Origin of the sequence: Devosia polycyclovorans (assembly GCF_042181575.1) — a bacterium.
GTDB classification, from domain to species: domain Bacteria; phylum Pseudomonadota; class Alphaproteobacteria; order Rhizobiales; family Devosiaceae; genus Devosia; species Devosia polycyclovorans.
In genome coordinates this window covers 14062-30000 of the sequence record NZ_CP170082.1, presented here as the reverse complement: position 1 = coordinate 30000, position 15939 = coordinate 14062, and the positions used below count along the sequence as shown (strand labels likewise).

Here is a 15939-nt window from a genome sequence, read left to right as displayed (position 1 = left end):
TGAGCACGGCCCGGTCCGCGTCGGGCAGCGCCTCGGTCATGGCGTCGACCCAGAGCTGCGGATCGTTTCTGATGTCGCGGCTGATCCGGATCAAGGCACGGACGACCGCGGCAACATCTTCGGGCCGCTGCTGGAGGACATGATTGGGCACGGCATTGACCTTGTTGACCAGGGGCGCTCCGGCGAAATAGGCATCCTGGTCAACCAGAACGTGCAGCCCGGCTTTTTCCGGCAAACTCAGCCAGGTGCCGATTGACATCGTGGTGGCGTCGATCTGGCCGCCCGCCAGCGCCTGCGCCCGCACATTGGGCTGGCCGAGCGTCACGATCTGCGACTGCTCGATATCGGCGCCCATGCTGTTGAGCACGAGCGAAGACAGCGAGTGGTCGAGGCTGCCAATCCGTCCGACCCCGAAACGGGCTCCAGCCAGGTCCGCGACGGAACCGATCTCCTGCCTGGCCGCAATCAGGAACGGCAAGGATGTGTTGGGAGATGTGACTGCGCGCAGATCTGTCGCTCCAGCTGCGATCGCCTGCAACAGGGCATCAACCCCAATATTGGCCATCTCGCCGTCGCCGGCCTGCAGGGCGGCCAGCGCCGACGGCGTCTGCTGTACCCGCACCAGTTCCACCGCCACGCCTTCGCGCTCGAAATAACCAAGCTCAAGCGCAAGGTCCATCACCGAATTGGGCACCAGGGGCGGTTCGAGATGGGTGACGATCAATCGAAACGGCGTCTCGGATTGAGCCAGGCCATCCGCCGGAAATGCCATCAAGAGGAATGGTAGGGCGAGCAGATGAGTGAGCTTGAAAGGCATTGGGTGTGTTCCTGTATTTATGTGTTCAGTGTGACCAGCGGGTCAGCCGCAGCTCGAGCAGGCGCAGGATTTCGGTGACCACCACCCCGATCGCCGCCAGGGTGAGCACGATCACGAAATACTCGGCCATTCTAAAGGTATTGCCGTATAGCGCGAGCAGTCCGCCCAGTCCGGTCACGGCCGTATAGAGTTCGGCCACCACCGTGTTGATAAGGCCTATTGTGGCGCCGATGCGCAGGCCGGCCAGAATATAGGGCACCGCACCGGGCAGCACGATGGCGGTAAAGATCCGCCGGCGCGAGGCACCGACGCTGCGGGCCATCTCGACCAGATCCGGATCAGCCTGCCGCACGCCGGCATAGGTGTTGATGATGATCGGCATGACGGCGCCGAGAAACACCACGAAGAGTTTGGCCTCAATACCCAGCCCCAGGATAAGAATGATGAGCGGGATAAAGGCGACGCGCGGCGTTGCGGCCAGAGCATAGACATAGATTTCAATGGTCCGCCCCAGCAACCCGAAGGCGCCCATGACGATGCCGAGCGGGAGCGCGAAGGCGATTGCGAGCAGAAATCCGCCCAGATAAGTGGCCAGGCTTGTTCCGATTGCCGCCGGCAGCCGGCCGTCCACCCAGAGCCGAACAGCAGCCTCAAGCGTCTCAAGCGGCGAAGGGACAATATTGCGGCTGACATGATCGGCTGCCAGTGTCCACAAGATGAGCAGCATCAGCAGTAAACCAATGCGGCTGAGCGCGATGAGCCAGAATGGGGCTTCGCCGGATTTCACGCCTTTACTCACGACCGGTCCTCCGCGGCTTGGCCCGAATTGCTGCTGCCAGATCACGTCCGGTCAAAGCCAGGCATACACGTTCAACGCTCAATTAGGCCATCGGCAATTCAACGAAAAGCCGCCTCTCCGATTGCGGGCAATGCCGGGCATGGTCTGGTCAGGCTGGCTCAAGACGCCTCCAGAAGCGGCGCGGCGGAGCGTGTCGATACCCGCGCGGCATTTACGGCGCCGGCCCACCGCACTCCTCCCCATCGGGCACCAGGAATTCGGCGCGATCCCGGGCGACGATTTCTGCCAAAAAGTCTGAAACCAGCGCCACCCGCCTGATGCTGCGCAGATCTTCATGCAGCACGGTCCAGTAGGAGCGGATGAGGGTCTGCTGCGGCAGCAGGGGCACGAGGTCGCTGTCCCGGCGCGCCATGAAGGCGTGCAAGATCCCGATGCCCGCGCCGGCCCGAACGGCCTCGGTCTGTCCCATGGCCGAGGACACCGCGATCCGTGAGTGCCATTCGGTGTTGAACGCGGCGGTATAGTCCAGTGACGCGGTGTAGAGCAGGTCGTCCACATAACCCACAAGGCGGTGGTGCCGCAGCTCATCCAGGCTCTGCGGTATGCCGTGTGTGTCGAGATAGTGGCGCGATGCATATAGGCCCAGCGAATAATCGGTCAGTTTGCGCGCCACCAGCCGCCCTTCGCGGGGGCGTTCCAGCGTCACGGCAATGTCGGCCTCACGCCGCGACAGCGAAAAGGCCCGTGGCACGGGCACCAGTTCGATGCGCAGGGCAGGGTGGCGCTCGATCAACTGGTGCAGGCGCGGCGCCAGAAACGCCACGCCGAAGCCGTCCGGCGCGCCAATACGCACCGTGCCCTCGATCTCGCTATTCGCATCGGCCGCCTCGGCGGCGGCCAGGCTGGCGCTTTCCATGGCTTCTGCATGGATCAGGAATTTCTCGCCCTGCATGGTCAATGCTGTGCCGCCGGTCCGACGCTGGAACAGGCTGCTGCCAAGCGCGTCCTCCAGCGCTGTCAGCCTCCGCGCCACGGTCGCGTGGTTCAGCCCCAGAGCGCGTGACGCAGCCAGAATCTGCCCATTGCGCGCCACCGCCAGAAAGATCCGGACGTCATCCCAATTCATGGTGCTACACTTTCTGCACAACGGATGCGCAAATGATAGCGTTGATGTGCATAAAGCATAGTGTCAATTTCCGGTCCGACCAAGGAGGAATTGCATGCGCACCATCGGCCATTTCATCGACGGCGTCGAAACCACCGGCAGCTCGACCGAATTCCAGGACGTCTTCAACCCGGCGACTGGCGAGGTCCAGGCCCGCCTGTCTCTGGCCACACAGGCAGATCTCGAGGCGGCCGTTTCATCCGCCGCTGCCGCGCAGCCGAAATGGGCCGCCACCAATCCACAGCGTCGCGCGCGCGTCTTCTTCAATTTCGTGGCGCTCATCAATCAGAACATGCAGGAGTTGGCCGAACTGCTCAGCGCTGAGCACGGCAAGACCATCGAGGATTCCAAGGGCGACATCCAGCGTGGATTGGAAGTCTCCGAATTCGTGGCTGGTGCGCCGCACCTGCTCAAGGGCGAGTTCACCGATGGTGCGGGCCCCGGCATCGACATGTATTCGATGCGTCAGCCTGTGGGCATTGGCGCTGGTATCACCCCCTTCAACTTTCCTGCCATGATCCCGCTCTGGATGCTGTCTCCGGCCATCGCCGCGGGCAATGCCTTTATCCTCAAGCCTTCCGAGCGTGATCCGTCCGTGCCGGTGCGCCTGGCGCAACTGGCCATTGAGGCCGGGCTGCCCAAGGGCATCCTCAATGTCGTGCAGGGCGGCAAGTCAGTGGTGGATGGCATCCTGGCCCACGAAAAGATCGAGGCGATCAGCTTTGTTGGTTCGACCCCCATCGCCCGCTACGTTTATGGAACAGCGGCCGCCAACGGCAAGCGGGTTCAGGCCTTTGGTGGTGCCAAGAACCACATGATCATTATGCCGGACGCCGATATGGACAAGGCCGCCGATGCACTCATGGGCGCCGGCTATGGTTCAGCCGGCGAGCGCTGCATGGCCATATCCGTGGCCGTCCCCGTCGGCGATGGCACTGCCGACCGCATCGTTGAGGCGCTCAAGCCCCGCATCGAAAAACTCAAGCTTGGTCCCGCCAGCGATCCGGCTTCGGAAATGGGCCCGGTCATCACCAAAGCCAGCCAGGACCGCATAAAGCAGCTTATCTCCAAAGGCGTGGAACAGGGCGCCGACCTGGTGGTCGATGGCCGCGGCTTCAGCCTCCAGGGTTACGAGGACGGCTATTTTGTCGGACCGACCCTGTTTGATCGCGTCACCCCGGAGATGGACATCTACAAGGAAGAAATCTTCGGGCCGGTTCTGAGCGTGGTCCGGTCCAGAACCTATGATGACGCCATCGACCTTGTGATGGACAACCCGTACGGAAACGGCACGGCAATCTTCACCCGCGACGGCGACGCAGCGCGCGATTTTGCCGCCCGCATCAATGTCGGCATGGTTGGGGTCAATGTTCCGGTGCCGGTGCCTTTGGCCTATCACAGCTTCGGTGGCTGGAAGGCGAGCGCCTTTGGTGATCTCAACCAGCACGGCACGGATTCGATCAAGTTCTGGACCCGCACCAAGACCGTGACCGCACGTTGGCCCAGCGGCATCAAGGATGGCGCCGAATTTCAGATGCCGACCATGAAGTGAACGGCGGTAGCATGAAGGGGCTAGGGCAACACGGAGCCGACCGGCCTTTCAGATCCCAATCCAGATGGCGCTAAACAGTGAAGGCCTGTCTGAAGGCCTCAAGGGCCTTCTCGGGATCGGCCGACGCAAAGGCTTCCAACCCCACGGGGCCGTCATATCCCATCGCCTTGAGCGCCTGGGCTACACCACCATAGTTGATTTCTCCGGTGCCCGGCTCGCAGCGGCCGGGAACGTCGGCCACCTGAATTTCGCCGATCCAGGGCAGGCACGCCTGGCACAGTTCGATTAAGTTACCCTCGCCGATTTGGGCATGATAGAGATCCAGGTTGAGCCGCAAGCGTGGCCGATTGACAGCCGAGACCAGAGCAAGCGTCTCCTCGGCGCGGGCGAAGGGCACCCCCGCATGATCAACGGGCAGGTTCAGGTTTTCGAGTGTGAAGACTACGTCGAGCTCCTCAGCCAGGTCGCAGATGCGGTTGAGAGTGTCCAGCGCCTTGACCCACTTAAGCGGTGTAGCCACTTCGGCAATACCGGGACGGCCTCCATCGCCAAGTCCGGTGCCATGCAGGTTGAGCCTGGCAACACCCAGGCGTTTCCCTACCAAAGCCGCTTCCCGCGCCGAAGCCAGCAACATGTCGGCACCAGTGTCATCGGCAAGCCGCCCTTCCAGGTAGCCATTCATGATCGAAAAGCGTGCGCCCGAGGCGATGAGTTTGTCGATGTCGTGGGCGGGCCAGTTCCAGAGACCCACCTGAAACCCCATTTCGTGGAGGCGCGCGCAGCGCCATTCGATCGGCTTGTCGCGCCACAGCATCTCCGCACAGGCGGCAAGGGTGAAGGCCATGGTCAGACTCCCGGCAGCACTTCGGCCAGTTCGACCGTGCGCTTTTCGGCAAATGACAGATTTGCGGCCTCGGCCAGCGCCAATGCGTTGACCCCATCCTGGATGCTGGCCGGCACCGGCTTGCCCTCGACAACCGCATCGACAAAGGCCGACCATTCAATCGAATAGGCCCGCATGTAGCGCTCGAGGAAGAAATAGACCGGCTTGGCGGAAACGACGCCCGCTGTGGTGGATTTCACAACCGTGTTTTCAATCTCGTTCCGCGCTTCGAGCAGGCCTGCCGAACCCAGCAGTTCCAGACGCTGGTCATAACCATAGGGCGCACGGCGCGAATTGCGGATGGTGGCAATGCGCCCGTCGGCATAGCTCAGCACGACGACAGCCGTATCGACATCCCCGGCCGCCCCGATCTCGGGATCCACAAGGCACGAGCCATGCGCGGTCACCGTCTTGGGCAGGCCGAACATGAACGCGCACATGTCGAAATCATGGATCATCATGTCGCGATATAGGCCGCCCGACACCTTGATATAGCTGACCGGCGGCGGCGCCGGATCATAGGACGTAACGGCCAGCAATTCTCCTTTGCCGACTTCTCCGGCGGTAAAGGCTGCCTTGACGGCGGCAAAGTTTGGATCAAAGCGGCGGTTGAAACCCATCATCATGGGTCGGGCATGTCCGGCGATGCGTTTCGACAGCTCAAGTGCACGGCTCAGCGACAGATCAATCGGTTTTTCGCAGAAGATCGCCTTGCCGGCCGCCGCGCCCTTTTCGATCAGTTCGGCATGGGTGTTGGTGGAGGAGGCGATGAGAATGGCGTCGATGTTCCTGTCGGCCAGGATGTCCTCGGGAGCGCGCGCCTCAACGCCGTGCTCGCGGGCCAAGGTGGCGGCAGCTTCGCTGACCACGTCAGTTACCGCGACCAACTCCGAGCGCGGGTCTGTCTTGATAGAGGCAGCATGCACGCGGCCGATGCGCCCGGCGCCAAAAAGGGCGGTTTTCATGTATCGAGTTCCTCATTGAGATGGACGCGACGGCCTTCACGTGCCGACAGGTCAATTGCGTGTATGACACGCTCGAAGGTGAGCGCGTCAGTGAAGTTTGGAAAGCAGGGCTCATTTGCCGCAATGCTGCGCAGGAACCGGGCGACTTCGATGGTCTTGAGGTCGCCAAAGCCCAGTTGATGGCCGGGTGCCGGGCAGAACGCGCCATAGGGCTCGTGTGCGGGACCTGTCAGAATGGTCGAAAAGCCCTGCAAACCCGGAGCGCCCTGATTGCGGTACAGGCGCAATTCGTTCATCCGCTCCTGGGAGAAGGTGATCATGCCCTTGGTGCCATGAACTTCCCAATCGAGGCGGTTCTTGCGCCCCCAGGCGGAACGGGACGTACAGAGCGTCCCCTGCGCCCCATTGGCGTAATGAACCAGGGCGGAGGCTGCATCCTCGTTCTCCACCGCCGCGCGGCCGGAACCAGAGGCGAGGGGGCGGGTGGGATGAATGATCTGCGTATCTGCGACCAGGCTGTCGATTGGACCCATCAGAACATGGGACATTGAGACCAGATGGCATCCGAGATCGCCAAGCGCCCCAAGTCCGGCATCCGCACGCTTGGCGCGCCAGGTCCAAGCCAGCTCCGGGTCCGCCTGATAGTCTTCGTCGACCCAGCCGCGGAAGTGCACCGGCCGGCCGATCTCGCCCCCTTCGATCAGACGGCGGGCGTGCTGCACCGCGGGGTTGTGGATGTAGTTGTACCCCACCATTGTACGCACGCCGGCCTGTTCAGCCGCCGTCTGCATCGCTTGCGCATCGCTCAGGGTCAGGGCCATGGGCTTTTCGCAATGCACATGCTTGCCAGCCGCAATCGCCGCCAGTGCCATTTCGCAGTGCAGCCTGTTGGGCGCGGTGATCGAAACGATATCGACCTCGGGAGCGTTCACGAGCTCGCGCCAGTTGTCTCTTGCTCCCGAAAAACCGAACTGCCGAGCCATCTCCGTGGCCTTGTCGGCGGGGGTGTCACAGAGTAGGGCTAGCCGCACTTCTGGCAAATCGCCGAATACGGCCCCGGCCTGGCGGTACGCCAGGGCATGGGCCTTGCCCATGAAACCGGTGCCTATGAGGCCCAACCCCATTGCCATGACCGCCTCCCTTTCAGAATTTTTATTCCAAAATCCAATGTTCGGTTGTAGGCTGGCTGTCAAGAGAGGAACGTGATGACCGCCCCGCAATCTTCAGCTCTGGTCCCACAGACAGTCACCGAGGTGCTTGAGCGGCTCGATGCAGGCGCTGATATTCTGCCCAAGCGTTTGAAGCAATGCGCATTGTTTACCCGCCGCCATCTGCATCTCATTCCGGTCTCTACAGTGTCGGAGATGGCGCGGGCGTCAGGCGTGGCTCCCTCGGCCTATATGCGCTTCTGCCAGGCATTGGGTTTTTCTGGCTATTCGGAAATGCAGGGCCTGTTCAAGGCGCAGGTTACCGATTTCCGCCCGAACTATCAGGATCGTCTCGGCAATCTGCGGTTCCAGGCAGATGTTGGTACTGGACAATTGCTCGCCGAGTTCGCCGAGGCCGGCCATAAGTCCCTTCTCTCGCTGGCCAATTCAGTTACCAATGAGGGTCTGGACAGGATCGCCCGGGGCATGGCGCAGGCCCGCGTCATTCATCTGATCGGCCTTCGCCGTGCTTATGCCGTGGTGTCGAGCATGGCCTATTTGCTCGACAAGCTCGAAGTGCCGTCTTCGCTGCACTACGCCTCTGGCATGCTGAATGCGTCCGGCACCATCTTCGAAGGAGACGTGGTGTTTGCTGCGTCTTTCGCGCCCTTCTCCCCCGAAACCATCAGGCTGGCCAGAGAGTCATCGGATCGGGGCATCAAGGTCTATGGACTTACCGACTCGGACAATTGCCCCCTTAACGAATTTGCCACTGAAATGCTGATTGCGCGTGAGGATGAGGTTGCAGGGTTTCGTTCGCTCACCGCCTCGATCACGCTGACCACTACGCTGGCGGTTGCGATCAAGGCGGTGCAAATCAGCGTTGACTAGAGCCATCCGGAGGACTAATAGAATAAATATTCCATTTCGTAGGAGCGAAATGGTCGGAACGGCGCCCGCAGAGGAGGCGAGCGCAGTGGAATAGTCCACAACACACATATGGGAGGTAACATGTCTAAATTGCTCCAGGCGGTCGCCATTGCTGCGGCTGTCGGATTTTCTGCTCCGGCTGCGGCGCAGGAAATCATCGTCGTTGCCCATGGCCAGGCCAACGATCCGTTTTGGTCAGTTGTAAAGAACGGCGTGGAGGCCGCTGCGGCCGACACCGGCGCCAATGTCGACTTCCGATCCCCTGAGACCTTCGACATGGTGCAGATGAGCCAGTTGATCGACGCGGCGGTGAACCAGGAGCCCGACGGGCTCGTCGTGTCCATCCCGGATGCCGACGCTCTTGGTCCCTCCATCCAGCGTGCTGTTGCGGCCGGCATCCCGGTCATCTCAATGAACTCTGGTTCGGACGTTGCCAAGGAACTCGGAGCATTGCTCCACGTCGGCCAGGACGAATTCACTGCTGGCAAGGCGGCTGGTGAGAAGCTGGCCGAGATGGGTGGCACAACCGCCATCTGCGTCAACCAGGAAGTCGGCAACGTCGCCCTCGATCTGCGCTGCGAAGGGTTCATCGAAGGTTTCGGCGGCACCGTTGACGTAGTTCCCACCAACAACGATCCGGCCGAGGTCGAGGCCAAGATTCGCGCAGCCCTTGAGTCCAACCCGGATATCGATACGGTGATGGGTCTTGGCGCCAGCCTGGTGGGTGAGCCCGCGGTAGCTGCGGTTGCCGCCGTTGGTCGCACGGGCGACGTGCTCATCGGTACCTTCGATCTGTCCGCTAACTTCCTGCAGTCCGTCGCTGACGGCGATGCCGCGTTCGCCATCGATCAGCAGCAATTCCTCCAGGGCTACCTGCCGGTGACCTTCCTGGCGCTGCACGCCAAGTATGGTCTCGTGCCCGGCGGCGACGTGCCGTCCGGTCCGAACCTGATCACCGCCGACAAGGCGGGCCAGGTGGTCGAGCTATCCGCTCAGGGCATCCGCTAACCGCTGCCATGACGTTGTGAAACCGGGGCCGTGCTGCACACCGCGTCACGGCCCTCAAGCATCGCCAGATCTCCAGGGAGGACCATATGTCAGAAGATGCTGCACAGGCTGTAAGAGACGAGCGCATGAAGGCCGAGGGCCTGGGCGCCCGTATCCTCAAGAGGCCCGAACTCGGCGCCGTTGCCGGATTCATCCTGGTCACGGTCTTCTTCCTGCTAACTGCAGATCCGGCGATGTTCACCTTCTCCGGGATCGTCAACTTCATGACGCCCGCCGCCCAGCTCGGCATACTTGCCATCGGGGCCTCGCTGCTGATGATCGGGGGTGAATTCGATCTCTCGATCGGATCGATGGTCGCCTTCGCCGGCCTGTTCTTTGCCGCGGCCACCGTCACGCTTGGCCTGCCGCTTATTATCGCCATTCCGGCGACCTTCCTGCTCTCAGCTATGGTGGGATCGATCAACGGCATCATCGTGATCCGCTCCGGACTGCCATCCTTCATCGTGACCCTGGCATTCCTGTTCGTTTTGCGAGGACTGTCGCTGGTGGGCCTCAAGATCGCCACTGGTGGCTCCACCCAGCTTCGCGGTGTGCGCGAAGCCGTGGAAGGGGACTGGCTCGCGCCATTCTTCTCAGGGGATGCGTTTGGCGCACTTTTCAAGGTACTCGCCGATGCCGGAATCATTGAAACCTTCAACAATGGCGCGCCCAAAGTGCCGGGATTGCCGATCGAGATCGTCTGGTTCGTGCTGATCGCCCTTTTGGCGACATGGGTCTTGCTCAGAACTCCGGTTGGCAACTGGATATTTGCCGCCGGTGGGGACGCCAATGCTGCGAGCAATGCGGGCGTGCCGGTGCGAAAGGTGAAGATTTCGCTGTTCATGGTCACGGCGTGCTGCGCTGCTTTGGTCGCCATCATCACCGTCATGGACGCAGGCTCGACCGATGCCCGCCGCGGCTTCATGAAGGAGTTCGAGGCCATTATCGCGGCAGTGATCGGCGGCTGTCTGCTCACCGGCGGCTATGGTTCTGCCATCGGCGCTTTCTTCGGCGCTGTCATCTTCGGCATGGTCGTGATCGGGTTGACCTATACCGATTTCGACCAGGACTGGTTCCAGGTCTTCCTGGGCGGCATGCTGCTCGTCGCCGTTCTCTTTAACAACGCGATCCGCAAACGCGTCACCGGGGAGCGCTGATCATGACCGCAGACTCCAAGTTCCATCATGGCGAAGCGCCCGACGTTGCCCCGATCATCGAAATGCAGAACATCGAAAAGCATTTCGGCAATATCATTGCTTTGGCCGGGGTCAGCTTCGACGTAAAGCCTGGCGAATGCCATTGTCTGCTCGGCGACAATGGCGCGGGCAAATCAACTTTCATCAAGACCATGTCCGGGGTGCACAAGCCCACAAGCGGCCAGATCCTGTTTGAAGGCAAACAGATGTCGTTCTCGACACCGCGTGACGCCATGGAGGCAGGCATCGCCACGGTGTTCCAGGATCTCGCAATGATCCCGCTGATGAGTGTAACCCGGAACTTCTTCATGGGGCGTGAGCCGACCAAAGGCGTGGGGCCTTTCAAGCGGCTGGACATGGATCGCATGAATGAGATCACCATGACCGAAATGCGGGAAATGGGGATCAATCTGCGCGCGCCGGATCAGGCTGTGGGTACACTTTCCGGTGGCGAGCGCCAAACGGTCGCCATTGCGCGGGCAGTGCATTTCGGTGCCAAGATCCTCATTCTGGACGAACCCACCTCTGCCCTGGGCGTGCGGCAGACCTCCAACGTTCTGGCCACCATCGACAAGGTGCGCAAGCAGGGCGTGGGTGTGGTCTTCATCAGCCACAACGTACGTCACGCCATGGCTGTAGGGGATCGGTTCACGGTCCTCAACCGGGGCAAGACCCTGGGTACTGCCAAGCGCGGTGAGATCACCTCCGAACAATTGCAGGATTTGATGGCTGGCGGTCAGGAACTGGCCAAGCTCGAAGGTTCGCTTGGAGGCACGGTCTGACGGCCAAATCCCTGGACGTCAGACCGCACCTCCGTCGGTGCCTCGACGTTCGCGGCTTCCTCGTTAACGGCATCCACTAGGCTCAGGACCTCTTGGTTCCGATTGAGATGTGATTCACGGTCTCTGAGAAGGCGGCAGTGGTGGGTGATTTGTTCCTGCTGAGCGAGCGCCAGATGGCGCGGATTTCGCCGTTCTTTCTGCTTTCGTACGGGGGTCCGCGGACCGGTGACCGGCGGGTGGTGAGCGGGATCGATGCGACGCATCTGAAGACCCACCGCACTTCATCGTTCTCTGATTGGCCTATTTAGGCCGAAGGAGAACGAAAACGGGTATCTCACAATAGGACCCCGCCGCCAGAGGTCGGCCGGCTTGGAACGCCGGTCGGCAAGTCGGCGCCAAGCGGGCGCTCAAGGTCCGGCAGATCTGGGCGATCCGGTTCTTTCTGCACCGGGCAAGCGCGGTGTCCGGTTCGATATCTGGAACCGGACGGTCAGCAGCGACATGATCATGTCCTGTCCAAGAAGGACTCCGGACCATCGACAACGCGCCCCTGATCGGTCGTTCAGCGGGCCTGAGCAGCACCCCGATAGCTGACGCTCCGGTTCGTCGCACCGAACGCGCCAATTGTAGGCAATCAGAAGTCGCCCACTTCAATTTGACGGTCGGTTAGCGCGCTAAGGAGCACTGGTGGCCGACTTGATCGAGAGGCCGTTCAGCGCCATCTGCCGAAAGCCGGATTCAATGAGCTCGGGCGGTTCCTTGCCTCCTCGGTCGAGCCACCAGGTCAGGACCGACATATAGCCGCCAACAAGAAACTGCACGGTCAGTTCGTCATCGAGTGGTGCATTGGTCGACTTCATCCCCGGGGCCAGCTCTGCCCGCACAATGTCGCATAGGGCGTGGCGGATGAAATCAAGCAGGATGGGACCCGCCCTGCCGCGCATCAAGGCTTTGTACAGGATCCGTTGTTCGGCCAGGTGGGCCGTCATGAATTGGCTGAAGCCCAGAATGCGGTCCGGACCGCCGCCGTCAATTCCCGCCGCCGCATGCTGCTGCATCAGGGCGCAGCGCAGCGTGCCCACTGCGCTGCGCAGCAGGTCATCCTTGTCGGTGAAGTGCGCATAGAACGTGGATCGCCCGACATCGGCAGCGGCGGCGATGTCGGCAACGGTAACCTCGTCATAGCCGCGCTCGACCGTCAGTCGCATGAGCGTCTCATGCAATGTCTGGCGCGTGCGGCGGACACGCCGGTCGATCAGTCCATCGGCTTCCAGCACCTGCGCGGTCTTTTCCCGGTCAAATCCGGGCCAGTGTTCAGTATCGGACATGAGCAGGCGCCGTGTCGATTGCGTTTCAAGACATGTGTCCAATATCACACGAATGTCTGATCGTCACGGAGTTTCATAACGTGCCCCCCACCTCGCTTCTCAAACCCGCCGCGCGCACCATCGCCGCCGCCCCCATTGTCAGCCTGCGGGCCATCGGCAAAACCTACAACACGCCAGCCGGCCCTTTCGCCGCGCTCGCCGGCATCACTCTCGACCTCGAGGCCGGTGACTTCCTGGCGGTGGTCGGCAAGTCGGGCAGCGGCAAGACCACCCTGGCCAATCTGCTGACCGGCATCGACAGTGCAACCAGTGGCGAAATCCGCTTTGGCGACGTGCTGCTCAACGGCAAGTCGGAGGAAGAACTGACCGCCTGGCGCGGCCGCAATGTCGGCGTGGTGTTCCAGTTCTTCCAGTTGTTGCCGACATTGACGGTCATCGAAAATGTCATGCTGCCGATGGATTTCTGCAGCGTCGGCCGCGCCGAGGAGCGGCGACCGCGTGCCCTGGGGCTGCTCGAAAAGCTCGGCATTGCCGAACAGGCCGACAAGCTGCCGGCTGATCTGTCGGGCGGGCAGCAGCAGCGCGCCGCAATTGCGCGTGCCCTCGCCAATGACCCGCCGCTTCTGGTGGCCGACGAGCCGACCGGGAACCTCGATTCGCGCACCACCAGCGAGGTCATGGATCTGTTTCGCGGCCTGACCGAAGAGGGCCGCACCGTGGTCATGGTTACGCACGAACGCGACCTTGCGACCTATTTCACCGATACGATCGAACTGGCCGACGGCCGGATGGTCGCCCATACCGGTCAGGGAGCCCGGACATGACCCTTGCTCCACGCTGGCGCAAGTTGATCGGCGATTTTGGCGCGACCCGTGGCCGTATCGGCCTTATGCTTGCTGCGCTCACCATCGGCATGTTCGCCCTGACCACCATAGCGGGTGCCTATGCCATACTCAGCCGTGAGATCGCGCGAAATTACCTCCAGACCAATCCGGCCTCGGCTCTGCTCGATGTCGGTGAGGTGACGCCGGAAATCCTCGCAGCCATCACGGCCGATCCCGACATTGCTGCAGCGGAGCCGGCCTCCATCGTCGTCGCCCGAGCAAGAACCGGCGACGGCGCCTGGCATCGCACCCTGCTGTTCATTGTCCCCGACTTCTCCAGTTCCAGTATCGGGCAGACCTTTCCCGAGGACGGGAGCTTTCCACCTGCCGACGGCACAGTCCTGTTGGAACGCGAGGCCATGGGCTTTCTCGGTGCGGTCCTCGGCGAAGAAATCTCCATCCAGACCAGCGGTGGCGCCACGCTTGACCTGCCCATTGCCGGCACGGTCCACGACCCCAGCCTCGCGCCCGCCTGGCAGGAGCAGACCGCCTACATCTATCTGTCGTCAGGAACGGCGACGCAGCTCGGCCTGCCGCTCGAGCCCGAACTGGTCAAAGTGATCGTTCAAGACGCCGGCCTTGGCCAGGATCATGTCGATGGCGTCGTCAGTGGCGTCGCCAGCCGCCTCCGCGATCTCGGCGCCACCGTGCACCAGGTGCAGATTCCGCCGGTCAACGAGCATCCCCACCAGAGCCAGATGAATGGCGTCCTGGGCATGTTCATGCTGTTCGCCATCCTGACGCTCATGCTCAGTGCTGTGCTGACCGCGGCCATGGTCTCGGCGCTGCTGGCGCAGCAGGTGCGCCAGATCGCCATCATGAAGGCGATCGGCGGTACCAGCCGGCAGATCGGCGGGCTCTACCTGTCCGGCATTGCGATCGTGGCGGCATTGGCGCTCGCGATAGCCATTCCCCTGGGACTGTATGGGGCCGCCAGTTTTGCCGGGGTGATCGCGCAACTGCTCAATTTCGACATCGTCTCGCCGCTGGTGCCGGGCTGGCTCGTCATCGCCCTGATCGCTGCGGGCCTGCTGCTACCGCTGGTCTTCGTTGCGGTTCCCATCCGCAAGGCCACCCGCGCGACGGTGCGGGAGGCACTGGCCGATCAGGGCATCGCCGCCAGCGCCCTGCGCAGTGATCCGATCCAGCGCCTGCTCGGACGGTTCACCGGCGTCGATCGCACGCTTCTGCTGGCCCTGCGCAACGCGTTCCGCAAGCGTGGACGGCTGCTGCTCAATATCGGACTGCTGGGCACGGCTGGCGCGATGTTCATCGCCGCGCTCAATGTCGAGGCGGCCTGGCAGGGCCAATTGGTGGAAGCCGCCAACAGCCGTGACTACGACATTGAGATCAGTCTGCTCGATCCAGCATCGCCCGCGGCACTGTCCGAGGCTCTAGCCTCCGTACCCAACATTGCAGAATTGCGTCCGACAGACCTGATCGCTGCAGCCGCCGGCCGCGAGGATGGACTGATGCTGGTGCGCACCTATCCCGATGGCGGCCACGGCAGCCTGTCGCTGCGACCACTTGGCAGCCTGCCAGCCGACCCGGTCTTTCTTGCCGGGAATGGCGAGAACGCGTCAACCATCGTGCTGAACCAGCAAGCGTGGAACCTGCTCGGCCGCCCACCACTCGATACGCCGCTGCTCTTGGCCGTAGAAGGACGGACCGTGGCGGCGCTGCCCGGCGGCATTGCGCGCCAGATCCTTACCCCCGCAACTGCGTACATTCCCCGGGACCTGTTTGCCGAACTGGCCGCCCACGGCGACGCAGTTACCGCCCTCCGCCTTGTCCTGGCTGAAGATGACGACGCACGCGTCGTGGAGACGGCAAGCCTGGCATCAGCAGCCCTGACCCAGGCCGGCATCGCCATTGAACAGGTGACCACCGAGGCCACCCTGGCGGCGGCGCAATCGGGCCATGTCGTCGTCCTCATCATTGCCCTCAAGGCCATGGCACTGCTGATGGCGGCGGTCGGGAGCATTGGCCTGGCCGCATCCCAGGGCTCGAGCGTGGTGGAACGCACCCGTGAGTTCGGCATCATGCGGACCATTGGTGCCAGCGGCGGTGCCCTGATGCGCAACATCCTGGCAGAGGGTCTGATGATTGCCTTCCTCAGCATGCCCCTGGGGCTGCTGGTCGGCGTGCCGCTCGGCTACAGCATCGGGCAATTGGTCGGCACCCTGTCCTTCGGCCTGCCGCTACCGCTGACCGTTTCGCCAGAAGCCATCGCCATCTGGGCCCTGATCCTGGCTGTCGGCTCTGTCCTCGCCAGCCTGGCGCCCGCCGGGCAGGCCGCGCGCCTCACCATCCGTCAAACCCTCGCCTACAACTAGGAGTCCCAAATGACCCGTCGCGATTTTCTCGTCGCCTTCATCGTGCTGATCGCCATAGGGCTTGTTAGCTACGCAGCCCATAGTTTCGATCTCGTCGGCGTAGCCAG

14 protein-coding genes (1 of these 14 only partly in view) are annotated in these 15939 nt (G+C 62.3%); 7 read left to right on the top strand and 7 right to left on the bottom strand.

All coding sequences use genetic code 11. From position 1 onward, the window contains the following. From ACE4RL_RS00145 to ACE4RL_RS00135, 3 genes are all read right to left on the bottom strand, one after another. On the bottom strand, window positions 1-817 hold the 5' portion of the coding sequence (locus tag ACE4RL_RS00145; protein ID WP_375598535.1) for an ABC transporter substrate-binding protein. The gene continues 212 nt to the left of window position 1, outside the view; the window shows 817 of its 1029 coding nt (coding positions 1-817); its start codon is at window positions 815-817; its stop codon lies beyond the left edge, outside the window. Between the two features lie 25 nt (window positions 818-842). After that, window positions 843-1616 carry an ABC transporter permease gene (locus ACE4RL_RS00140; RefSeq protein ID WP_375598534.1) on the bottom strand — a complete coding sequence of 258 codons (774 nt, stop codon included), beginning with the start codon at window positions 1614-1616 and terminating at the stop codon, window positions 843-845. A gap of 211 nt (window positions 1617-1827) precedes the next feature. Continuing rightward, a complete protein-coding gene (locus ACE4RL_RS00135) occupies window positions 1828-2742 on the bottom strand; it encodes a LysR family transcriptional regulator (protein ID WP_375598533.1) in 915 nt (304 codons plus the stop codon). 94 nt (window positions 2743-2836) lie between these two features. Here ACE4RL_RS00135 and ACE4RL_RS00130 point away from each other — a divergent pair, with 94 nt between their 5' ends. After that, window positions 2837-4333 carry a CoA-acylating methylmalonate-semialdehyde dehydrogenase gene (locus tag ACE4RL_RS00130; RefSeq protein WP_375598532.1) on the top strand — a complete coding sequence of 499 codons (1497 nt, stop codon included), beginning with the start codon at window positions 2837-2839 and terminating at the stop codon, window positions 4331-4333. A 70-nt stretch (window positions 4334-4403) separates the two neighbouring features. Here ACE4RL_RS00130 and ACE4RL_RS00125 read toward each other — a convergent pair whose 3' ends face one another. From ACE4RL_RS00125 to ACE4RL_RS00115, 3 genes are read right to left on the bottom strand one after another with little or no spacing between them, the layout of a single operon-like run. Beyond that, complete coding sequence (locus ACE4RL_RS00125; protein ID WP_375598531.1) at window positions 4404-5177, bottom strand: TIM barrel protein; 774 nt, start codon at window positions 5175-5177, stop codon at window positions 4404-4406. A gap of 2 nt (window positions 5178-5179) precedes the next feature. Further along, a complete protein-coding gene (gene iolG, locus ACE4RL_RS00120) occupies window positions 5180-6181 on the bottom strand; it encodes an inositol 2-dehydrogenase (protein ID WP_375598530.1) in 1002 nt (333 codons plus the stop codon). Then, entirely contained in the window at window positions 6178-7311 is a 1134-nt protein-coding gene (locus tag ACE4RL_RS00115; RefSeq protein ID WP_375598529.1) for a Gfo/Idh/MocA family protein, read from the bottom strand. The genes iolG and ACE4RL_RS00115 overlap by 4 nt, the downstream gene beginning before the upstream one ends. A gap of 75 nt (window positions 7312-7386) precedes the next feature. On the opposite strand from ACE4RL_RS00115, the gene ACE4RL_RS00110 reads away from it, so the two are divergent. From ACE4RL_RS00110 to ACE4RL_RS00095, 4 genes are all read left to right on the top strand, one after another. Then, a complete protein-coding gene (locus ACE4RL_RS00110; protein WP_375598528.1) occupies window positions 7387-8220 on the top strand; it encodes a MurR/RpiR family transcriptional regulator in 834 nt (277 codons plus the stop codon). Window positions 8221-8340: 120 nt separating this feature from the next. Then, window positions 8341-9267, top strand: coding sequence for a sugar ABC transporter substrate-binding protein (locus tag ACE4RL_RS00105; RefSeq protein WP_375598527.1), 927 nt, complete (start codon window positions 8341-8343; stop codon window positions 9265-9267). A gap of 86 nt (window positions 9268-9353) precedes the next feature. Then, a complete protein-coding gene (locus ACE4RL_RS00100) occupies window positions 9354-10463 on the top strand; it encodes an ABC transporter permease (protein WP_116589496.1) in 1110 nt (369 codons plus the stop codon). A gap of 62 nt (window positions 10464-10525) precedes the next feature. Continuing rightward, complete coding sequence (locus ACE4RL_RS00095; protein ID WP_375600318.1) at window positions 10526-11284, top strand: ATP-binding cassette domain-containing protein; 759 nt, start codon at window positions 10526-10528, stop codon at window positions 11282-11284. Window positions 11285-11958: 674 nt separating this feature from the next. Here the strand turns inward: ACE4RL_RS00095 and ACE4RL_RS00090 are convergent. Continuing rightward, window positions 11959-12612, bottom strand: coding sequence for a TetR/AcrR family transcriptional regulator (locus tag ACE4RL_RS00090; protein ID WP_375598526.1), 654 nt, complete (start codon window positions 12610-12612; stop codon window positions 11959-11961). Window positions 12613-12692: 80 nt separating this feature from the next. Between ACE4RL_RS00090 and ACE4RL_RS00085 the strand changes: the two genes are divergently transcribed. Then, on the top strand, window positions 12693-13436 hold the full coding sequence (locus tag ACE4RL_RS00085) for an ABC transporter ATP-binding protein (RefSeq protein WP_375598525.1): 744 nt from the start codon (window positions 12693-12695) through the stop codon (window positions 13434-13436). Then, window positions 13433-15832 (top strand): ABC transporter permease, encoded by a 2400-nt coding sequence (locus tag ACE4RL_RS00080; protein WP_375598524.1) that lies wholly within the window; start codon window positions 13433-13435, stop codon window positions 15830-15832. Before ACE4RL_RS00085 ends, ACE4RL_RS00080 begins: the two co-directional genes overlap by 4 nt. Window positions 15833-15939 lie beyond the last annotated feature (107 nt).

Excerpts from the sequence above, each read along its gene's own strand:
- ACE4RL_RS00135 (WP_375598533.1), bottom strand. The coding sequence starts at position 2,742 with ATGAATTGGGATGACGTCCGGATCTTTCTGGCGGTGGCGCGCAATGGG.
- ACE4RL_RS00130 (WP_375598532.1), top strand. The coding sequence starts at position 2,837 with ATGCGCACCATCGGCCATTTCATCGACGGCGTCGAAACCACCGGCAGC.
- ACE4RL_RS00125 (WP_375598531.1), bottom strand. The coding sequence starts at position 5,177 with ATGGCCTTCACCCTTGCCGCCTGTGCGGAGATGCTGTGGCGCGACAAG.
- iolG (WP_375598530.1), bottom strand. The coding sequence starts at position 6,181 with ATGAAAACCGCCCTTTTTGGCGCCGGGCGCATCGGCCGCGTGCATGCT.
- ACE4RL_RS00115 (WP_375598529.1), bottom strand. The coding sequence starts at position 7,311 with ATGGCAATGGGGTTGGGCCTCATAGGCACCGGTTTCATGGGCAAGGCC.
- ACE4RL_RS00110 (WP_375598528.1), top strand. The coding sequence starts at position 7,387 with ATGACCGCCCCGCAATCTTCAGCTCTGGTCCCACAGACAGTCACCGAG.
- ACE4RL_RS00105 (WP_375598527.1), top strand. The coding sequence starts at position 8,341 with ATGTCTAAATTGCTCCAGGCGGTCGCCATTGCTGCGGCTGTCGGATTT.
- ACE4RL_RS00100 (WP_116589496.1), top strand. The coding sequence starts at position 9,354 with ATGTCAGAAGATGCTGCACAGGCTGTAAGAGACGAGCGCATGAAGGCC.
- ACE4RL_RS00095 (WP_375600318.1), top strand. The coding sequence starts at position 10,526 with ATGCAGAACATCGAAAAGCATTTCGGCAATATCATTGCTTTGGCCGGG.
- ACE4RL_RS00090 (WP_375598526.1), bottom strand. The coding sequence starts at position 12,612 with ATGTCCGATACTGAACACTGGCCCGGATTTGACCGGGAAAAGACCGCG.
- ACE4RL_RS00080 (WP_375598524.1), top strand. The coding sequence starts at position 13,433 with ATGACCCTTGCTCCACGCTGGCGCAAGTTGATCGGCGATTTTGGCGCG.